The sequence below is a fragment of the Methylophilus sp. 13 genome, from assembly GCF_015354335.1.
Classification (GTDB): domain Bacteria; phylum Pseudomonadota; class Gammaproteobacteria; order Burkholderiales; family Methylophilaceae; genus Methylophilus; species Methylophilus glucosoxydans.
In genome coordinates this window covers 564,089-580,276 of record NZ_JADKYR010000003.1, presented here as the reverse complement: position 1 = coordinate 580,276, position 16,188 = coordinate 564,089, and the positions used below count along the sequence as shown (strand labels likewise).

Below are 16,188 nucleotides of genomic sequence, written 5' to 3'. Positions count from 1 at the left end.
CTCAAGGTCTTGTTTAAGAGGCCGCGCGTTTGAGTCGCACCATGATCCTCGCTTAACCACGCATGCAACCAGTGCTTAATCAACTTTATTTTTCTGACCGCTATAACGAACTGTTGGATGGCAGGGGCCAGCCACGTCCGCACTGGCAGGCCCTGGTTTCTCAGCTGGAGAGTGAAGAGCCGGCCGTCATGCGCAAGCGCATGGAGGCCGTGCAGCGTCAGATTCGTGATAATGGCGTGACGTATAACGTCTATGCAGACACGCATGGCGTGCAGCGGCCGTGGGATCTGGATGTCTTGCCGCTGATTATTCCCTCGCATGAGTGGCAGCATATCGCTGCTGCCGTGGCGCAGCGGGCCACCTTACTCAATCAGGTGTTACTGGACGTATATGGTGAACAACGCCTGTTTGCCAGCGGCCAACTGCCGCCGGCGCTGATTTACGGTCATAACGGCTTTTTGCCTTCTTGTGTCGGCATCCCGCATTACGACAATATTGCCCTGCATAACTATGCCGTGGATATTGCGCGCTCGCCCAACGGGCAGTGGTGGGTGGTGTCTGACCGGACCCAGTCGCCCACCGGGGCTGGTTATGCGCTGGAAAACCGTACCATTATTTCCAGTGTGTTCCCCGAAATGTTCCGCGACCTCAATATTGAGCGCTTGAGCGGCTTTTTTGCCAGCATGCGTGACAGTCTGGCACATTGGGGGCACCGCGTTGCACAAAATCAGGCACAGACTGTCCCTGGCATCGCGCCACTGAGTCAGGGGGAGCCGCCACTGGTGGTGATTTTGACGCCAGGACCGTATAACGAAACCTACCACGAGCAGTCATTTTTAGCTGGTTATCTGGGCTATCCTCTGGTGCAAGGCAACGACCTGACGGTGCGCAACGGCGTGGTCTGGCTCAAAACCATCGCCGGGCTCAAGCCTGTGCACGCCATTTTGCGCCGCATTGACGATGATTATTGTGACCCGTTGGAACTCAACGCCGAGTCGCTGTTAGGCGTGGCCGGGTTGACCCAGGCCGCCCGACTGGGCAATGTGCTGATTGCCAATGCGCTGGGCGCCAACTTGTTGCAATCTGGGGCTTTGCTGGGCTTTTTGCCCAACTTGTGCCAGTCGCTGCTCGGGGAGTCGTTGCACATGCCTTCGGTGGCGACCTGGTGGTGTGGTGAATCTGCGGCGCTTGACTATGTGATCCAGCATCTGGATGATCTGGTGATCAAACCGGCTTACCCGCAAATGCAATCTTCGCCCATTTTTGGCGAGGATCTCAATGCCACGCAAAAAGAGGCGCTGATTGCCAAGCTGCGTGCGCAGCCCGGCCATTATATTGCCCAGGAACAAGTGGATATTTCACATGCGCCTGTGCTGAGCAATCATCATCACCAACCACAAATGGGCAGCTTGGCAGTGAGTTTGCGTGTCTATGCCTTTGCTACCCCCAATGGCTATGCGGTGATGCCTGGCGGCCTTTCCCGCGTCGCCAGCGGTAAAGATAGCCGCGTGGTGAGCATGCAGCGTGGCGGCACCAGCAAAGACACCTGGGTGCTTTCGGAGTTTACGCAGTCGGCGTTCAGCTTGTTGCGCAAAACCACCTCCAGTCAGGACCTGGTGCGTGAAAACACCTCGCTCTCCAGCCGCATGGCAGAAAACATGTTCTGGTATGGCCGCTATTCAGTGCGCAACCTGCAAAAAGCCATGATGTTACGCGCCACCTTGCGCGCCTTGCTCGAATACACGCCAGAATCGCGCGAAGGCGAGTGGCCGACCATGCAGGGCTTGTGTCAGTGGTTTGACCTGTTGCCCTCGCCTAAAGATGATGAAGAATGGGCGAAATGGCAACCGTACAGTGATGATGATATTGAGCCGTTGCTGGTACAAGCCGTGTTCTCGCAGCAGTCCGGCAGTCTGGCCACCAGCGTGCAGCAGTTGTATCAACAGGCGTTCAACCTGCGTGAGCGCATCTCCAATGACCACTGGCGGACCGTGAACGTATTGTCACGGCAGTTTATTACCCGGCACGCGCATGCCACCTTGCAGGATGCGATGTCGTATATCGAGCAGGCCGTGAATCATTTTGTCACCTTGACCGGCTTTGCCATGGACTGGATGACGCGTGATCTGGGCTGGCGGTTTATGTCGCTGGGACGCCGTATTGAGCGCTTGCAGTTTATGTGTGTGTTATTAAGCCGTGCCTTGCAAATGCCACAACATAGTAATCTTGAGTGGTTGCTACAAGTGACCAATAACCTGGTCACTTACCGTGCCCGCTACGCCTCGCAACCCGAATGGTTGCCTGTGCTGGATTTACTGTTGATGGATGGCAATAATCCCAATGCCATCGTTTTTCAAATCAAGGGCTTGGTGAAATATCTCGAAGAGATGGATGCCCATGACAATGCAGGCGGCATTGCCGCCGAGCTGAAAGCCTGCTGGCAAGCGTTGCTACAACTGGACCCGGACACCTGCTTTATGCAAGGCAGTCCAGAGTTGTCAGCCTGGCTCAATCACACCTACGAGGTGACTTTAACGCTGTCTGACCGCCTCAGCCTGCGTTTTTTCAGCTATGCCAGTCCGGTCGTCATCTCTGGTCATTAAGGACCCGCATGCGCTATCAGGTCGAACACCAAACCATTTATCGCTACGATGTGCCCGTGATTCAATCGCAGCAATTACTGCATTTAATGCCCCGTCAAACCGCATTTCAGCAATGCGTTTCTTATACGCTGGCCTGTGAGCCGCAGCCGGCGGAACAGTCGCGGCGGCTGGATTTCTTCGGCAACCACAATGACTACTTCACGCTACTGACACCCCACCAGTCACTCGAAGTCACCTCCAGATTCCAGGTCGATATCCAGCCACGGCCAAAGATGGCTGAGCTTGTGCAAAGCCCACCCTGGGAGCAGGTGCAGACTTTGTTAAAAGATCAGGACACACACCACCTGGATGCTGCGCCCTATGTGTATGCCACCAGGCGCGTGACCTGTAGCGAAGCGCTGGCCAGTTTCGCCCTGAGCTGCTTTACCCCGCAGCGACCGGTGCTGGAAGCCGCCATGGCGCTGACGCAAAAAATTTATACCGAGTTTGAATTTGACCCACAAGCCACCGATGTCTCTACCCCGCTGGATACGGTGCTCAAAGGCCGCCGCGGGGTGTGCCAGGACTTTGCCCATCTGATGATAGGCGCGCTACGCTCTATCGGTTTGGCCTGCCGTTATGTCAGCGGTTATATCCTTACCCATCCACCCGCAGGCCAGCCGCGCCTGGTCGGCGCCGATGCATCGCACGCCTGGGTGTCTGTCTATTGCCCGGTCTATGGCTGGGTAGACTTTGATCCGACCAATAATTGTCTGGTCCAGCAAGAGCACATTACCGTGGCCTGGGGCCGCGATTTTGGTGATGTCTCACCTATGCGTGGTGTGGTGCTGGGTGGCGGTCAGCAGCAGCTTAAGGTCAGTGTCACCGTCACGCCGTTGGCCTACGCCGGGCAAGCGTGATATTCCTGTGATCTCACCTGCAAAGACGCGATAAAATATCGCTTTGTTCGCCAAACGGGTTTGCCAGTGATTAAAGCCGCAATTTTTGACATGGACGGTCTGCTGATCGATTCTGAACGTATCATCATGCAAGGTTGTATTGAAGCCGCCGCCAGCATAGGCATCACTTATACCGAGCAGCAATATGTGCAACTGGTGGGGCGGATCTGGTCAGACTCCAGCCGGATCATGGCAGAGCAACTCAACGGCGAACATCATATGCAGCAGGTGATTGCTGGCCTGAACACCTATCTTGATGCACGCAACCATGTGTTCCCGCTCAAAACGGGTGTGCTTGAGCTATTACAGTTTTACCGTGACGCAGGCGTCACTTGCAGTGTCGCTTCTTCTTCCCCCATCCCGCATATTACCCACCGTCTGAGCCATACGGGTGTGCTGGATTACTTTGACCACATCACTAGTGGCCAGGAGGTGCAGCGCGGCAAGCCCAACCCAGACATCTACCTGCTGGCCCTGGAAAAACTGGGCTTGCAGGCAGACGAATGCATTGCGTTTGAAGACAGTGAACTCGGCGCACAAGCCGCTATTGCCGCAGGCTTGCGCGTGATTGTGGTGCCTGATTTAAAACAACCGGGCGACCTGGTGCGGGCACAGGCGTTTCATGTGGTGGAAAGCTTGCAGCACTGGCATCAGAGTCACGAGACGTTCATAAACTGTTTGACGTGAAGCTTTCGAATCAGCTAGGGCACAAAACGCTCACAAGACTCCCCGGTGAGACTTAAAAAACCATCATTATTAAGCCTAAATTGTTGAAATTTTGCGCATTTGTGTTCAGAGTCTAGTGATAATTCAGAGCGTTCTGTCTCCACAAGTTTACCTTTGATCCAACAATAAGTTGAGCTAGTACCACCATAAAAGTCTTCATAGGTATTCGCCTCAGATTCAGACAAGCAATTAGGCTGTTGGCTAATTTTCAGATTGGATATAGCTGACAGGTCGTCAGAATAAATAAATTTGCGGGTGGGTTGACTGTATAAAAAAACCGTATAAGTGACATCGCCTCTTGCATTCATTCCGCTTACCCATGAAATATCTTGGCATCCATCAAAGTTATAATCATCAAGATAAAAACTCTGGCTAATTTCCGGAGTGGGACTAGCTTCACCATTTAAAGTGGCAAAAGTATTGCCGGATGATTTATTTTTTACCAGCAAAGTTCTTTCGAGTAAATCTTTTGAGTTTGTTACATCCCATTCAAGAACATAATCTGTATTGGCAGTATTACACCAGTTACTATCCTCTTCTGCATGTAGGATGAAAGAAAAAAAACATAAAAATGGTAGTACATACAATCTGGAGGTTCGCCAAAGACTCATATTACTTTAGTATGTCTTGATATTTAATTATTCAATCAGTAGCAGCATTTTACGATAAGGCCTGCAACAACCAGACTTGTTCTTGTGCCGGGCATTTGCCCTTAAGGCCACCCGCCAGCGGTACATCGGCCAAGAGGCTTAATCTAAAGTCCTTGCCGTACAGTTGTTGCACTGCTTGGGCATCGACACTAAACGGTGGTCCGGCTTGTAGTGATTGGTCATAGTCAAAACTCACCAGCAATTGTTTGGCGTGTGCGGTCAAGGCGGTCAAATGCTGGCTGTAGCGTGGGCGCATGTCAGCGGGCAGGGCCACCAGTGCGGCGCGGTCATAGGCCGCATCTATCTGACCTACTTGCGCCTGCTTCAGTTGTGTCTGGCTGAGGGCAAAAAAGTCGCCATTAAACACAGTCAGTGGCCCGGCACGGTAACAGGTGATCGCCCCCATCTCTTCTACTTCTGGCGTCAGCGCCAGCTCTTGGAACAACGCTTTCACCGCGAGTGGGCTCAGTTCTATGCCCACCACTTGTAGCCCTTGGTCTAACAGCCAGGGGATATCCAGCGATTTTCCGCACAAGGGCACAAAAATACACTGCCCGGCCGTTAATGCCAAATGATGAAAGTGGCTGACCAGAAGCGGGTTGGCTTGGTCGAGATGAAAGCCAATTTGCTGGTTTTGCCAGCGACTGTGCCAGAATGCGTGATCCATACAAAATCCTTGGTCTAGGCGTCAAAGCCTGAGCGTAAAGAGTCTAAGTATAGATCAACCTGTGCACGTCCGTTATTTCCCAGCGCGCTGACTCAATCTTGCCTGTTGCTCCAGCACGCCTTCTTCCACCCCGGCGGCCTCTGTCAGCTTGGCCACGTTATCCCGGGTGAAAAAGCCATCAAAGCCGTCATAGCGTTGTACATATTCAATAATCAGCGAGGAGTGTTCAGAGGCATTAGAGAAAATCTGTTTCAGGCCTTCTTCCTTGGAGCCAATCACATCGAGCAGAAAGCCTTTGCCCTGGCTGGCAATGGCATCGACGACAAATTCGATATTTTCCTTGCCGTCACGGGTGCCATCTTTGACTGATAAGGCGATATGGTGCAAGCGCGGGCCATAGTTACGCACAAAGGTCTCGGTCGGCGAGGGCAGTTTTTCCAGGTGGTTAACAAAATAAGGCGTATTGTTGGCGGTAAACACTTTGGCCGGACTCTTGGTTTCTGGGAAACCATGCACGCTCTTGGTCACATTGGTGGAGGAGTTCTGATCCCAGATGTTATAGGCGCCCCAGAAAAAGTAGCTGGACCAGGACAGGTATTCGAGAATCGCCACCTCACGGTTTTGGCTATAAACGCGGGTGGCCAGGTGATCCACCGGCAAAATCAAATCGTCTATGCGCAGCTTGGCCTGCAGGTTTTTAGCCTCTTCATACGCGGCTTGCACATCGGCGCGGATGGTACTGATACCAAGCGCATACACGCGTAATTCATCCGGCTCGCGTTTCATATAGCCAACGATATTATGCGTGTAGGGCGAAGGTTTGCTGATCGCCACATTGCCCGGCAATTCCAGTTTGCGCACTTCGTCCTGGGTAAAAAAGCGGAATTCGCGTTCTTCCTGTAACTTCACCACCTCGTGCATATTGGTAACGCGGATGATTTCACCCATGTAGCGGCTATTTGGTTTGCGCGCCCCAACAGGATAGATCTCGTTGAGTGCGCGGAAAATCCCCCTGAAGTTAGGGTCTTTCACCTCTCGGACCAGTAAATCCGGCGAGTCGAGGTCTATGCGCAGAATATGCGTCCAGTGCTTCTCACTCTCCAGTGTCACCAGATAATGGTAAGAGGTCATTAAAGACAGTTCGGCGATGTACTGGATCGAATGATCAGGGTCTACCGTAATCATCAGCGCATCGATTTCCTGAATCATGTCGGTCAGCCCGAGCTGGTCGCGCTCTTCGAGCAGCTTTTGCAAATACTCTTCAAAAAAGGCGGAGTTTTGTTTGTCGCCGTGGCGGGCAAAATCGAGAGAATTAATCATGAGGCTCCATCAATGCATCTAAAACCTGAAATAAGCAAGTGGCGTTCCTACTGGGGGACGTTGGCTAAATATTGCGCACAATGGCTTGTGCTTGCGGCCCGTGCCCTGCACTTGCTGTGCGCGGGATATTTGAAAATGACACAGGGCAGCGATGGCTGCCCTGTTTTAGTGCTTGTCTGAGGTTCGCGTGGCCGCAAATTAGCGGCCCTTGCCGCTCAGTGAACCCCGCTTGAGGATGGGGTCGTCAAACGCGATGCAACGGCCGACACCCAAAAAGCTGGGCCGCATACCCAAGGGACAGCTATTACTCCGCTCAAATTGTTCGACTTTGACTTTGGCTTCCTCGGCTTTTTTGGCATCCTTAAACTCCCAGTAGCCATTGGCGTGCAGCACCACTTCATCGCCATTGGCGGTTTTGGCTTGAATATCATCTGCTTCTTCTTTGGCGGCAAACGCCACCGTCGGCAACAAGGCAATCAGTAACACACAGAGGGGCAGACGAGACATTTTTAATCCTTAAAACGATCTGGCTAGCATAGCGGGTGCGTGTAAAAAAGCCAAGTGTCAGACACTTGGCTAGATGTACAAAGTGATTAACTTGCCATGCCGTTGTGGCGTAACAACGCATCCATACTCGGCTCGCGACCTCTAAAGGCAACAAAAGACTCCATGGCCGGACGTGCGCCACCTTGTGCCAGCACCTCGTTTTTAAAGCGGCTGCCTGCCTCGGCAGACAACACGCCCAGCTCTTCAAATAGGCTATAGGCATCCGCAGATAGCACTTCTGCCCATTTGTAGCTGTAGTAGCCTGCGGCATAACCGCCTGCAAAAATATGGCTAAAGCTATTGGGGAAACGGTTCCATTTCGGCGGACGCAACACGGCCACTTCATCACGCACCTGTTCGAGCACGTCGAGTGCCGTCTGCTTGCCTGCCGGGTCAAAGCTGCTGTGCAAACGCATATCAAACAATGAAAACTCGATCTGGCGCACGGTTTGCATGCCGGCCTGGAAGTTTTTGGCGGCGACCATTTTGTCGAACAGTGCGCGCGGCAGTTGCTCACCAGTGTCGACATGCGCCGTCATATGGCGCAGCACGTCCCATTCCCAGCAGAAGTTTTCCATAAACTGGCTGGGGAGTTCGACCGCGTCCCATTCCACGCCCTTAATGCCGGAAACACTGTATTCCTCGACCTGGGTTAGCATGTGGTGCAGGCCGTGACCAAATTCATGGAACAGCGTGATCACTTCGTCATGGGTGAACAGCGCAGGTTTGTCGCCAACGGGTGCCGAGAAGTTACAGGTCAGGTAGGCAACCGGCAGCTCTATGCCATTGGCAATTTTGCGGCGGGTAATGCACTCATCCATCCAGGCGCCCCCGCGTTTGCCATGCCGCGCATACAAGTCCAGATAGAAATAGGCAATTGGCTGGCGCTGCTGGTCGCTGATCTCATAAAAACCCGCATCCTTATGCCATAACGGCGCATCGGTTTTGCGCACCTGCACGCCAAAAATGGTTTCCACCACTTTAAACAGGCCTGCCAGCACCTTGTCTTCGGGGAAGTATTGTTTGACTTCCTGATCTGAAAACGCGTATTTGTCCTGGCGCAGTTTTTCGCTGATGTAGGACACATCCCAGGCCTGCATGTCGCTAAAGCCCAGCTTTTCGGCATAGGCCTTGAGTTCGGCCATGTCTTTTTCGGCATAGGGTTTGGCCCGCTTGGCCAGGGTGTCCAGAAATTCAATCACCTGTGCCGGCGTATCTGCCATCTTGGTCGCTAGCGACAGTTCAGCATAGTTTTTAAAGCCTAACAGTTGCGCTTCTTCCTGCTTGAGTTTGAGCAGGTCAGCGATCAGGGCGGTGTTATCCCATTCGGGTTTACTGAATTCTGAGGCGCGCGTAGCATAGGCCCGATACAGCGTTTCACGCAGGGCGCGGTTGTCGCAGTATTGCATGACCGGCATGTAAGACGGGAAGTGCAGCGTAAACAGATAGCCGGTTTTCTCCTCTGCTTTTGCAGCTTCGGCGGCCGCTTGCAAGGCGTCCTCAGGCAGCCCTGTGAGTTCGGCTGCGTCTGTCACCAGATGCTTGAAGTCGTTGGTGGTATCGAGGATATTTTCTTCAAACTTGCTGCCCAGTTTGGATAGTTGTTCGGCGATTTCCTTGAAGCGTACTTTTTCGGCTGGCGGCAGCTCGGCACCGCCCAGTTTGAAGCCACGCACTTCGTTGTCGATAATCTTGCGTTGTGCCCGGCTCAATTGTGCGTAACCTGCGCTGGCCTGGATGGCTTTGTACTTGGCGTACAGGCGCTCATCCTGTGACAGGTCGCTGTAAAAATCGGTCAGTTTGGCCAGGTTTTCATTATAGGCTTCACGCAGTTCTGGCGTGTTGACCACGGCGTTCATGTGCCCGACCGGCCCCCAGCTGCGAGACAGTCTTTCCGAGTAGTCTTCAATCGGCTGCACAAAGTTTTGCCAGTCGGGCGTCTCGCTGGCAGTCGCCAGGCGCTCTACCAAGGCACGGCCTTCTGTCAGTAACTGGTCAATGGCGGGGGAGACGTGCTCTGGACGGATATCGTTAAATTTGGGCAGGCCACTAAAAGCAAGTAATGGGTTGGTGCTCACAGCAAATCCTTTGTTGAATGCGATAGATGATAGAGGCGTATTATTCGCCAAATGTTCGCATTTGGCTCATTGTATATATTGATGATGGTGATGAGTTTTGTTTAATACAAGGGCATCCGTGCAGCGTTAGTGCACTTCGCCATTTAATTTTTTAATCAGTGGGTCAATTTTCTCCAGATCATTGAGCGACAGAATTTTTCTGGCTTGTTTGGCCAGCACGTTTTCTTCGCTCTGCAGGATTTGCGACTTCACGCTCAGGATATGCGCCGGATGCATGGATAACTGGCGCATGCCCATGCCAACCAGCAAGCGCGTCAGTTTGATGTCGCCCGCCATTTCGCCGCAGACAGAGACCGGCTTGTCATATTTGGCGGCGGCGGCAACCGTCATCTGGATCAAGCGCAAGACGGCTGGGTGCAAAGGGTTATACAAATGTGCCACCGCATCGTCGGCACGGTCAATCGCCAGCGTATATTGAATCAGGTCATTGGTGCCTATGGACAAAAAGTCCAGCTCCTGGGCAAAGGCGTCAGCATTGATGGCGGCGGCCGGTACTTCGATCATGCCGCCGATAGGCACTTGCTCGTCAAACGGGATGCCTTGCTGGCGCAGCGATTCTTTGGCACGGGCGAACAGCAGTTTGGTTTGTCGCAGTTCTGCCAGGTTGGACAGCATGGGAATCAGGATTTTCACCTGGCCATAGTGCGAGGCACGCAACAGGGCGCGGAATTGGCTGTGAAAAATATGCGGCTCGGCCAGGCAATAGCGCACGGCACGCAAGCCCAGCGCCGGGTTGATGGCCGTCACCACTTCATCCGGGTTCAGTTGCTTGTCGGCGCCAATATCCAGCGTGCGGATGGTGACCGGCTGGCCTTTCATGGCCTCCGCCACATGTTTGTAGGCTTCAAACTGTTCCTGCTCATCGGGCATTTCGGTGCGATTCATAAACAGGAACTCGGTCCGGTATAAGCCTACGCCGACGGCGCCCGAGGCTTTGGCAGCAACCACATCGTCAGGCACTTCAATATTGGCCAGTAAGTCAATCGCCACCCCATCCACGGTGACGGCCTTGGTCGTTTTAATCCGTTGCAGCTTTTGCTGGGCAAGTTGCCACTGGTTTTGCTTGAGTTGGTATTCCGCCAGTACCTCAGGGTCAGGATTGACGATGACCACACCCTCGCTGCCGTCGACTATCATCAGTTCGCCGTCATTGATCAGGTCACGGGCGCGCTGCAAGGCAACGATGGATGGAATATTCAGGCTGCGGGCCAGAATCGCCGTATGCGACGTGACACCGCCGACATCGGTGATAAAGGCTGCAAACTGGTGATGTTTGAACTGGATGGCATCTGCCGGGGAGACATCATGCGCCACCAGAATCATGGCGCGCTCTTGTCTGGCTTGCAGTTTTTTCTCGCTGGCGGCGAGTTGGTCGCGGCCCAACAAGACCTTGATTACACGCTCGACCACCTGCACCACATCCTGCTTGCGCTCACGCAAATAGGCGTCTTCAATCGCGTCAAACTGGGCGACGATATCATCCATTTGCTGTTTGAGCGCCCATTCGGCGTTGCACAGCTCATTACGGATAATGGCTTTAGGCGCTTCTGACAATGATTTGTCAGTCAGCATGGCTAAGTGGGTATTGATAAAGGCACTCAGTTCAGCCGGGGCATTTTTGGGCAGTTGTGCTTTGAGCTGTTCCAGGTCGTGCTTGACCAGACCGATTGCACGTTCAAAGCGGGCAATTTCCTCGTCGATAGCAGACGCCTCAATTTTGAAGTGCACGACTTCGAGCAGGGCATGCGAAATCAGGTGTGCATGGCCGATGGCAATGCCACTCGATACCCCGACGCCATGCATGCTAAAGCTGGTCAATTATTCACCCTCGCCAAAATAGTCGTTAACCAGTGCTTCGAGTGCGGCCAGCGCCTGATCTTCATCCGGGCCGGTGGCTTCAATGTCAATGATGCTGCCCTTGGCGGCGGCCAGCATCATCACGCCCATAATGCTTTTGGCATTGACCCGACGGCCATTCTTTTCCACCCAGACTTCGCTCTTGAACTGGCTGGCAGTTTGGGTGAATTTGGTGGAGGCGCGTGCGTGCAAGCCGAGTTTATTGATGATTTCTAAAGAAAGTTTGGCCATGTTTTATGAGGTTATTGTGCGTGATGACAAGTGGTTTTGGTAAAGTGGACAACGCCGTCGCGGCCACCGCTGAGGGCCTTCTGGATGCAGGAGTGCAAACCCTCGTGACGGTAGTTGAGCACGCGCACCAGCATGGGCAGGTTCACGCCAGCCACGCCCTCGGTCTCGTCTGGTGTCAGCAGTTTGGTGACAATGTTGCACGGGGTTGCACCATAAATATCTGACAACACCAGCACCCCCTGGCCACTGTCCAGGCTTTGCACCAGTGCCTGCGCCTTGGGCAGTACCGTTGCCGGGTCATCATTTTTTGAAATTTCCAGATAATCCAGCTGTGCCGGGCGGTTGCCCATCACATGTGTGGCGCAGTCAATCAGGCTGGGTCCCAGGCTACCGTGCGCAATAATCAAAACACCAATCATAAATGTACTTTCAGAGTCTCGTTACGGGGTAGCGATCGCGGCGGCATCCTGCAGTTCGCGGTGGCGAATCATGACTTGATGCTGTTGCTTGAAATACGCCCCCAATTGTTCCACCAGATAGACGGAACGGTGTTGCCCCCCGGTGCAGCCGATGCCTACCGTGACATAGCTGCGATGGTCGTGATAAAAGCTTGGTAGCCATTTTTCGATATAGTGCTGAATGTCTTGCTGCATTTCAAGCACCTGTGATTCATTTTGCAAAAACTGCTGTATCGGCGCCTGCGTGCCATTGTAAGGTCGCAAAATCGGATCGTAATGCGGGTTGGGCAGGCTGCGCACATCAAACACAAAGTCGGCATCGAGTGGAATGCCATGTTTAAAGCCAAACGAGATAAACGACAGCACCAGCGAATGCGAGCGGGCGGGCAAATAGCTTTGTTCAATTTGCAGCATCCAGTCCCGGGTGTGGTTGCGCAAGGCATTGGATGACAGGTTGCTGGTATCCACATGGTGGCCCAGATTATTCAGGCCAGACAGCAAGTCACGCTCATGTTTAATGCTCTCGGCCAGTGCTTGATCTGGCGTGCTGAGCGGGTGTTTGCGCCGGGTTTCAGAAAAGCGCTTGACCAGCGTCTCCAGGCTGGCATCCAGAAACAGCAGATGCGCGGCAATGCCCTGGCTCTTGAGGGTTTTCAGGATGTCGGGTAAAGACTCAATCGCAATGCTGCGGCTATCAATACTCACCGCCACTTTGGCCGCATCACGGTTGGCCACATGGCTCTGGATATGCGGCAGCAAGGTGGCAGGCAGGTTATCAATGCAGTAATAGCCGCTGTCTTCAAACACGCGCAAGGCAATGGTTTTACCCGAGCCGGAGAGCCCGGTCACAATCACCAGTTGCATGTGCTTAACCCTGTGGATGTCATCGTAATTTGCTTTCTCTGAGCATGATCTGTTTTTGCCGCTGTGTCAGTTGTTTGGTGGCATTGACGCCACGCAACAGCAACATGTGATTGCGTACGGCGGCTTCTACCAGTACCGCAATGTTGCGTCCGGCCGCAATCGGGATAATGACCTTGCTGATCTCTACATCCAGCACTTGTTGCGTCTGCCGGTTGGCACTGAGCCGGTCCAGGTCCTGCGGCTTCAATTCGTCGGCCAGCTCCAGCTGTATCATCATATCCAGCGGTTTGGTTGGTTTGACTGCATTATCGCCATAGAGTGCGCGGATATTCAAAATGCCGAGACCGCGCACCTCCAGAAAGTCTTGCAACAGCTCCGGGCAGCGGCCTTCAATGCGTTCGGGCGAGACCCGGTAAAAATCCACAATATCATCTGCCACCAGCCGATGACCCCGTGAAATCAGCTCGAGCGCCAGCTCGCTTTTACCAATCGCCGCACTGCCGGTAATCAGCACGCCAAAGCCTTGTACCTCCATAAACACACCATGCAGGCTGGTGGTTTCTGCCGTCGCTACCGCCAGATAATGGCTGAGTAATTCCATCAGTTGCGGGCTGATCATGGGCGTCGTGAATAAGGGGGTTTGCGATTGTTGTGCGGCTTCCAGCATGACCGAGGGTACTTTTTCGCCATTGGCGACCACGACCATGGCCAGGTCGGTTGAAAACAGGTTGCTTACCGCCTGTTGCATGGCCAGGATGCTGAGCCCACCGAGGTAGTCCATTTCGGCACAGCCCAACACTTGCACCCGGTTGGGGTGCACAAAATTCAAATGCCCGACCAGTGCCAGTGAAGGCTTGGTCACAGTGCCTGAATTGAGAATTTTCTGACCGCCAGACTCGCCTGCTACCCATTTCAATTTGAGTTTACTGCGAATCTGCTTGTATAAATCGGCTACAGAGATTTGAGCCATAAGTTGTTAACGCATCAACAAAGTGTTGGACTCATTTTACAACTGAATTGATTCGGGTGGCGTGAAACGGCGTAAAAGTAGCGGGGGCGGGGTGAATTCTCTACCCGGTCGGGTAGAGAATGGCGTTAAGGCTTATGAGCTTAACTGGTGTTTCACAGCGCCACCGGATTTGTGGTGGTCGCCATTTTTTTCCTTGTGTTTCACGACCTGGCGGTCAAGTTTGTCGGTCAGCATGTCGATGGCACTGTACATGTTTTCGTCTGAGCAGGCGGCGTGTAAGTCGTTGCCTGGCACATGCAATGTCGCTTCAACCTTTTGGGCAAGCTTTTCAACAGACATGGTGACTTTGACATCAATCACATGATCAAAGTGATTGCTGATACGCGAGAACTTGGATGATACGTACTCGCGCAGTGCTGGAGTGATTTCTAAATGGTGTCCTGTAAGTTGTAAATTCATGACAAACTCCTTGTTTTCGGAAAGGGTCTTATCGAGTGTTTGCTGGATCATTCAGCAAATGTTGGATAGATAAGACAGTTTCAGTTTACTCTTTTGAAAAACAGATGCAACCCGGAAGTGAGCGGGGTTTTTGATCTTCATCAGCGTTTATGCGGCTATTCTTAAGGCGTTGTCAGGGCGAGATGCTAACGCGCTTTTCTCAAGGTGAGGTTAATGCGTTGCGGGCCAATGAGCAGGTGCTGCCCAGGCTGGACTGGCGCCACGCCATGATAGAAGCGCCGGCTGGCGCCGCCCCAGACCACGACATCGCCATGCACCAGCGGGATTTTCACCGGCTTGTCCGTCCGCCTGGGGCCGCCAAATAGAAATGTGGCGGGTAGCCCGAGCGACACTGACACAATCGGCTGCGTAAAATCCAGCTCATCTTTATCTTGATGCAAGCCCATTTTGCTGCCGGGAGCATACACGTTGATCAAACAGCTGTCGGGCACAAAGTCGGCATAGCCTGCCTGCTGCGCGGCGGTCGCAGCCAGCTGTAAAATCACCTCCGGCATTGCTGGCCAGGGTTGATGGTTGGCGGGGTCAGCCGCCTGGTAACCATAGCCAGCCGCACTGCCTACCCAGCCCCAATCACCCATGCTGCTGGTGCGCACTGACATCGGGTAACCCATGGGCGTCATCATCTGCCGGGGCGGATGGGCAGACAGATGCTGTGCCAGACAAGGCCAAAGCACTGGCATGCAGGGTAGCGCAAAGCCGGATAGCCAGCAGGCACCGGGGGCCAGCATCACTTTAGAGGGGGTGTCTTGTGCAAATAAGTCCATGCGTTCTCGCGGCGATTAGGGCATCCACACCAACGTGACATTTTTCTGTTTTGCCAGCCGCTGCATGTGGGGAATGGCGCGCTCCAGTTGCAACAGGTAGTCTGCAGCCGATTCCTGATGAAATCCCAAGACCATGACGGCAGGGGCCTGGTTCAATAAAGCTTCAAACAGGCGCAACAGTTGTTGCGTGTTGGTGTAATCCGCCAGGGCGGCGTTATCCGGGTATTCCATCAATTGATAAGACAAAGCATACGGTTGTTCCAGCGGAGTGCTGCCCGCATGCAGCTGTTGCAATCCCTTGATCAGGGGACTGTCGCTGGGCCAGCGCGAGGTCAGCAAGCGCGCATCAATGCGCGAGCTATCCCAATAAAAGCCATTCGCAACCAGGGCGGCTTGCAACTTGGGCCCCAGTTGCCAAGCCCCGGCGCGGAAATGCCGGGGACGGTTAAAGCCGTTTTGCACCATCAAATCACTGCTGCAATGTACTAGCCGCGTCAGCTCGGTCTCGCTGTAAGCAAACTCCAGGCTAACTGAGTGACCGCAACTGGCCTGTCTGCAATGTTCATCGCGGCCAGAAATCGAGGGCGTGGCCTGATAGGTGAGCCCGCAATACTCAACCAATGTGCGCATGGGGTGCAGATGCAATCCCACCGTGTCTTGCGGTAAAAACGTGCTGCGAATCAGGCTGCCTACCTGGGCGCGATGGACCCCAGGTTGGATAAAATAGACCGGATTGACCAAATGCAACATCGGAATGTCTGGAAACTGCTGCCGAAAGCGTTGCATGGCCTGTAGATTGTCTTCATCCAGCGACAAGCCTTCCCAATCGACGGTGATCCAGAGTTGCATGGTGTCCGCCGCCATGGCGGGGGATGTCAGCAGTAATGCCAGTCCCAGCAACAGTCTCTGGATCGCGATGCGCATCTTAGCCTCGCAT

General features: G+C 53.5%; 16 protein-coding genes. 3 read left to right on the top strand and 13 right to left on the bottom strand.

Going from position 1 to position 16,188, the window contains the following annotated elements:
- The first annotated feature begins 62 nt into the window (after window positions 1-62).
- The 3 genes from INP77_RS10540 to INP77_RS10530 all read left to right on the top strand — a co-directional run bounded on the left by INP77_RS10540 (window position 63) and on the right by INP77_RS10530 (window position 4,228).
- Complete coding sequence (locus INP77_RS10540) at window positions 63-2,603, top strand: circularly permuted type 2 ATP-grasp protein (protein WP_194748968.1); 2,541 nt, start codon at window positions 63-65, stop codon at window positions 2,601-2,603.
- Between the two features lie 8 nt (window positions 2,604-2,611).
- Entirely contained in the window at window positions 2,612-3,502 is an 891-nt protein-coding gene (locus INP77_RS10535) for a transglutaminase family protein (protein WP_194748967.1), read from the top strand.
- 66 nt (window positions 3,503-3,568) lie between these two features.
- A complete protein-coding gene (locus INP77_RS10530; protein WP_194748966.1) occupies window positions 3,569-4,228 on the top strand; it encodes an HAD family phosphatase in 660 nt (219 codons plus the stop codon).
- Window positions 4,229-4,242: 14 nt separating this feature from the next.
- On the opposite strand, the gene INP77_RS10525 is transcribed toward INP77_RS10530, so the two are convergent.
- From INP77_RS10525 to INP77_RS10465, 13 genes are all read right to left on the bottom strand, one after another.
- The gene (locus INP77_RS10525) at window positions 4,243-4,878 is read right to left on the bottom strand and encodes a hypothetical protein (protein ID WP_194748965.1); all 636 of its coding nucleotides are present in this window, start codon (window positions 4,876-4,878) and stop codon (window positions 4,243-4,245) included.
- A gap of 49 nt (window positions 4,879-4,927) precedes the next feature.
- Window positions 4,928-5,584, bottom strand: a complete 657-nt coding sequence (tmpT, locus tag INP77_RS10520; RefSeq protein WP_194748964.1) for a thiopurine S-methyltransferase — start codon at window positions 5,582-5,584, stop codon at window positions 4,928-4,930.
- A gap of 72 nt (window positions 5,585-5,656) precedes the next feature.
- Complete coding sequence (locus INP77_RS10515) at window positions 5,657-6,904, bottom strand: hypothetical protein (protein ID WP_194748963.1); 1,248 nt, start codon at window positions 6,902-6,904, stop codon at window positions 5,657-5,659.
- A 198-nt stretch (window positions 6,905-7,102) separates the two neighbouring features.
- A complete protein-coding gene (locus INP77_RS10510; RefSeq protein WP_194748962.1) occupies window positions 7,103-7,411 on the bottom strand; it encodes a hypothetical protein in 309 nt (102 codons plus the stop codon).
- An 86-nt stretch (window positions 7,412-7,497) separates the two neighbouring features.
- Window positions 7,498-9,528 (bottom strand): M3 family metallopeptidase, encoded by a 2,031-nt coding sequence (locus tag INP77_RS10505; protein ID WP_194748961.1) that lies wholly within the window; start codon window positions 9,526-9,528, stop codon window positions 7,498-7,500.
- 126 nt (window positions 9,529-9,654) lie between these two features.
- On the bottom strand, window positions 9,655-11,406 hold the full coding sequence (gene ptsP, locus INP77_RS10500; protein ID WP_194748960.1) for a phosphoenolpyruvate--protein phosphotransferase: 1,752 nt from the start codon (window positions 11,404-11,406) through the stop codon (window positions 9,655-9,657).
- Window positions 11,407-11,676, bottom strand: coding sequence for an HPr family phosphocarrier protein (locus INP77_RS10495; RefSeq protein WP_194748959.1), 270 nt, complete (start codon window positions 11,674-11,676; stop codon window positions 11,407-11,409).
- A gap of 11 nt (window positions 11,677-11,687) precedes the next feature.
- Entirely contained in the window at window positions 11,688-12,095 is a 408-nt protein-coding gene (locus INP77_RS10490) for a PTS sugar transporter subunit IIA (protein WP_194748958.1), read from the bottom strand.
- Window positions 12,096-12,116: 21 nt separating this feature from the next.
- The gene (gene rapZ / locus INP77_RS10485; RefSeq protein ID WP_194748957.1) at window positions 12,117-12,998 is read right to left on the bottom strand and encodes an RNase adapter RapZ; all 882 of its coding nucleotides are present in this window, start codon (window positions 12,996-12,998) and stop codon (window positions 12,117-12,119) included.
- Window positions 12,999-13,017: 19 nt separating this feature from the next.
- Window positions 13,018-13,968, bottom strand: a complete 951-nt coding sequence (gene hprK / locus INP77_RS10480) for an HPr(Ser) kinase/phosphatase (protein ID WP_194748956.1) — start codon at window positions 13,966-13,968, stop codon at window positions 13,018-13,020.
- Window positions 13,969-14,100: 132 nt separating this feature from the next.
- Window positions 14,101-14,427, bottom strand: coding sequence for a ribosome-associated translation inhibitor RaiA (gene raiA, locus INP77_RS10475; RefSeq protein ID WP_194748955.1), 327 nt, complete (start codon window positions 14,425-14,427; stop codon window positions 14,101-14,103).
- A gap of 185 nt (window positions 14,428-14,612) precedes the next feature.
- A complete protein-coding gene (alkB, locus tag INP77_RS10470; RefSeq protein WP_194748954.1) occupies window positions 14,613-15,251 on the bottom strand; it encodes a DNA oxidative demethylase AlkB in 639 nt (212 codons plus the stop codon).
- Between the two features lie 15 nt (window positions 15,252-15,266).
- Window positions 15,267-16,175 (bottom strand): hypothetical protein, encoded by a 909-nt coding sequence (locus tag INP77_RS10465; protein ID WP_228518857.1) that lies wholly within the window; start codon window positions 16,173-16,175, stop codon window positions 15,267-15,269.
- Window positions 16,176-16,188: the final 13 nt, after the last annotated feature.

What these genes read in the sequence shown, in the direction of transcription:
- INP77_RS10495 (WP_194748959.1), bottom strand. Translation starts at nt 11,676, where the DNA reads ATGGCCAAACTTTCTTTAGAAATCATCAATAAACTCGGCTTGCACGCA.
- tmpT (WP_194748964.1), bottom strand. Translation starts at nt 5,584, where the DNA reads ATGGATCACGCATTCTGGCACAGTCGCTGGCAAAACCAGCAAATTGGC.
- INP77_RS10465 (WP_228518857.1), bottom strand. Translation starts at nt 16,175, where the DNA reads ATGCGCATCGCGATCCAGAGACTGTTGCTGGGACTGGCATTACTGCTG.
- alkB (WP_194748954.1), bottom strand. Translation starts at nt 15,251, where the DNA reads ATGGACTTATTTGCACAAGACACCCCCTCTAAAGTGATGCTGGCCCCC.
- INP77_RS10535 (WP_194748967.1), top strand. Translation starts at nt 2,612, where the DNA reads ATGCGCTATCAGGTCGAACACCAAACCATTTATCGCTACGATGTGCCC.
- rapZ (WP_194748957.1), bottom strand. Translation starts at nt 12,998, where the DNA reads ATGCAACTGGTGATTGTGACCGGGCTCTCCGGCTCGGGTAAAACCATT.
- INP77_RS10540 (WP_194748968.1), top strand. Translation starts at nt 63, where the DNA reads ATGCAACCAGTGCTTAATCAACTTTATTTTTCTGACCGCTATAACGAA.
- INP77_RS10510 (WP_194748962.1), bottom strand. Translation starts at nt 7,411, where the DNA reads ATGTCTCGTCTGCCCCTCTGTGTGTTACTGATTGCCTTGTTGCCGACG.
- raiA (WP_194748955.1), bottom strand. Translation starts at nt 14,427, where the DNA reads ATGAATTTACAACTTACAGGACACCATTTAGAAATCACTCCAGCACTG.
- hprK (WP_194748956.1), bottom strand. Translation starts at nt 13,968, where the DNA reads ATGGCTCAAATCTCTGTAGCCGATTTATACAAGCAGATTCGCAGTAAA.
- INP77_RS10515 (WP_194748963.1), bottom strand. Translation starts at nt 6,904, where the DNA reads ATGATTAATTCTCTCGATTTTGCCCGCCACGGCGACAAACAAAACTCC.
- INP77_RS10525 (WP_194748965.1), bottom strand. Translation starts at nt 4,878, where the DNA reads ATGAGTCTTTGGCGAACCTCCAGATTGTATGTACTACCATTTTTATGT.
- INP77_RS10490 (WP_194748958.1), bottom strand. Translation starts at nt 12,095, where the DNA reads ATGATTGGTGTTTTGATTATTGCGCACGGTAGCCTGGGACCCAGCCTG.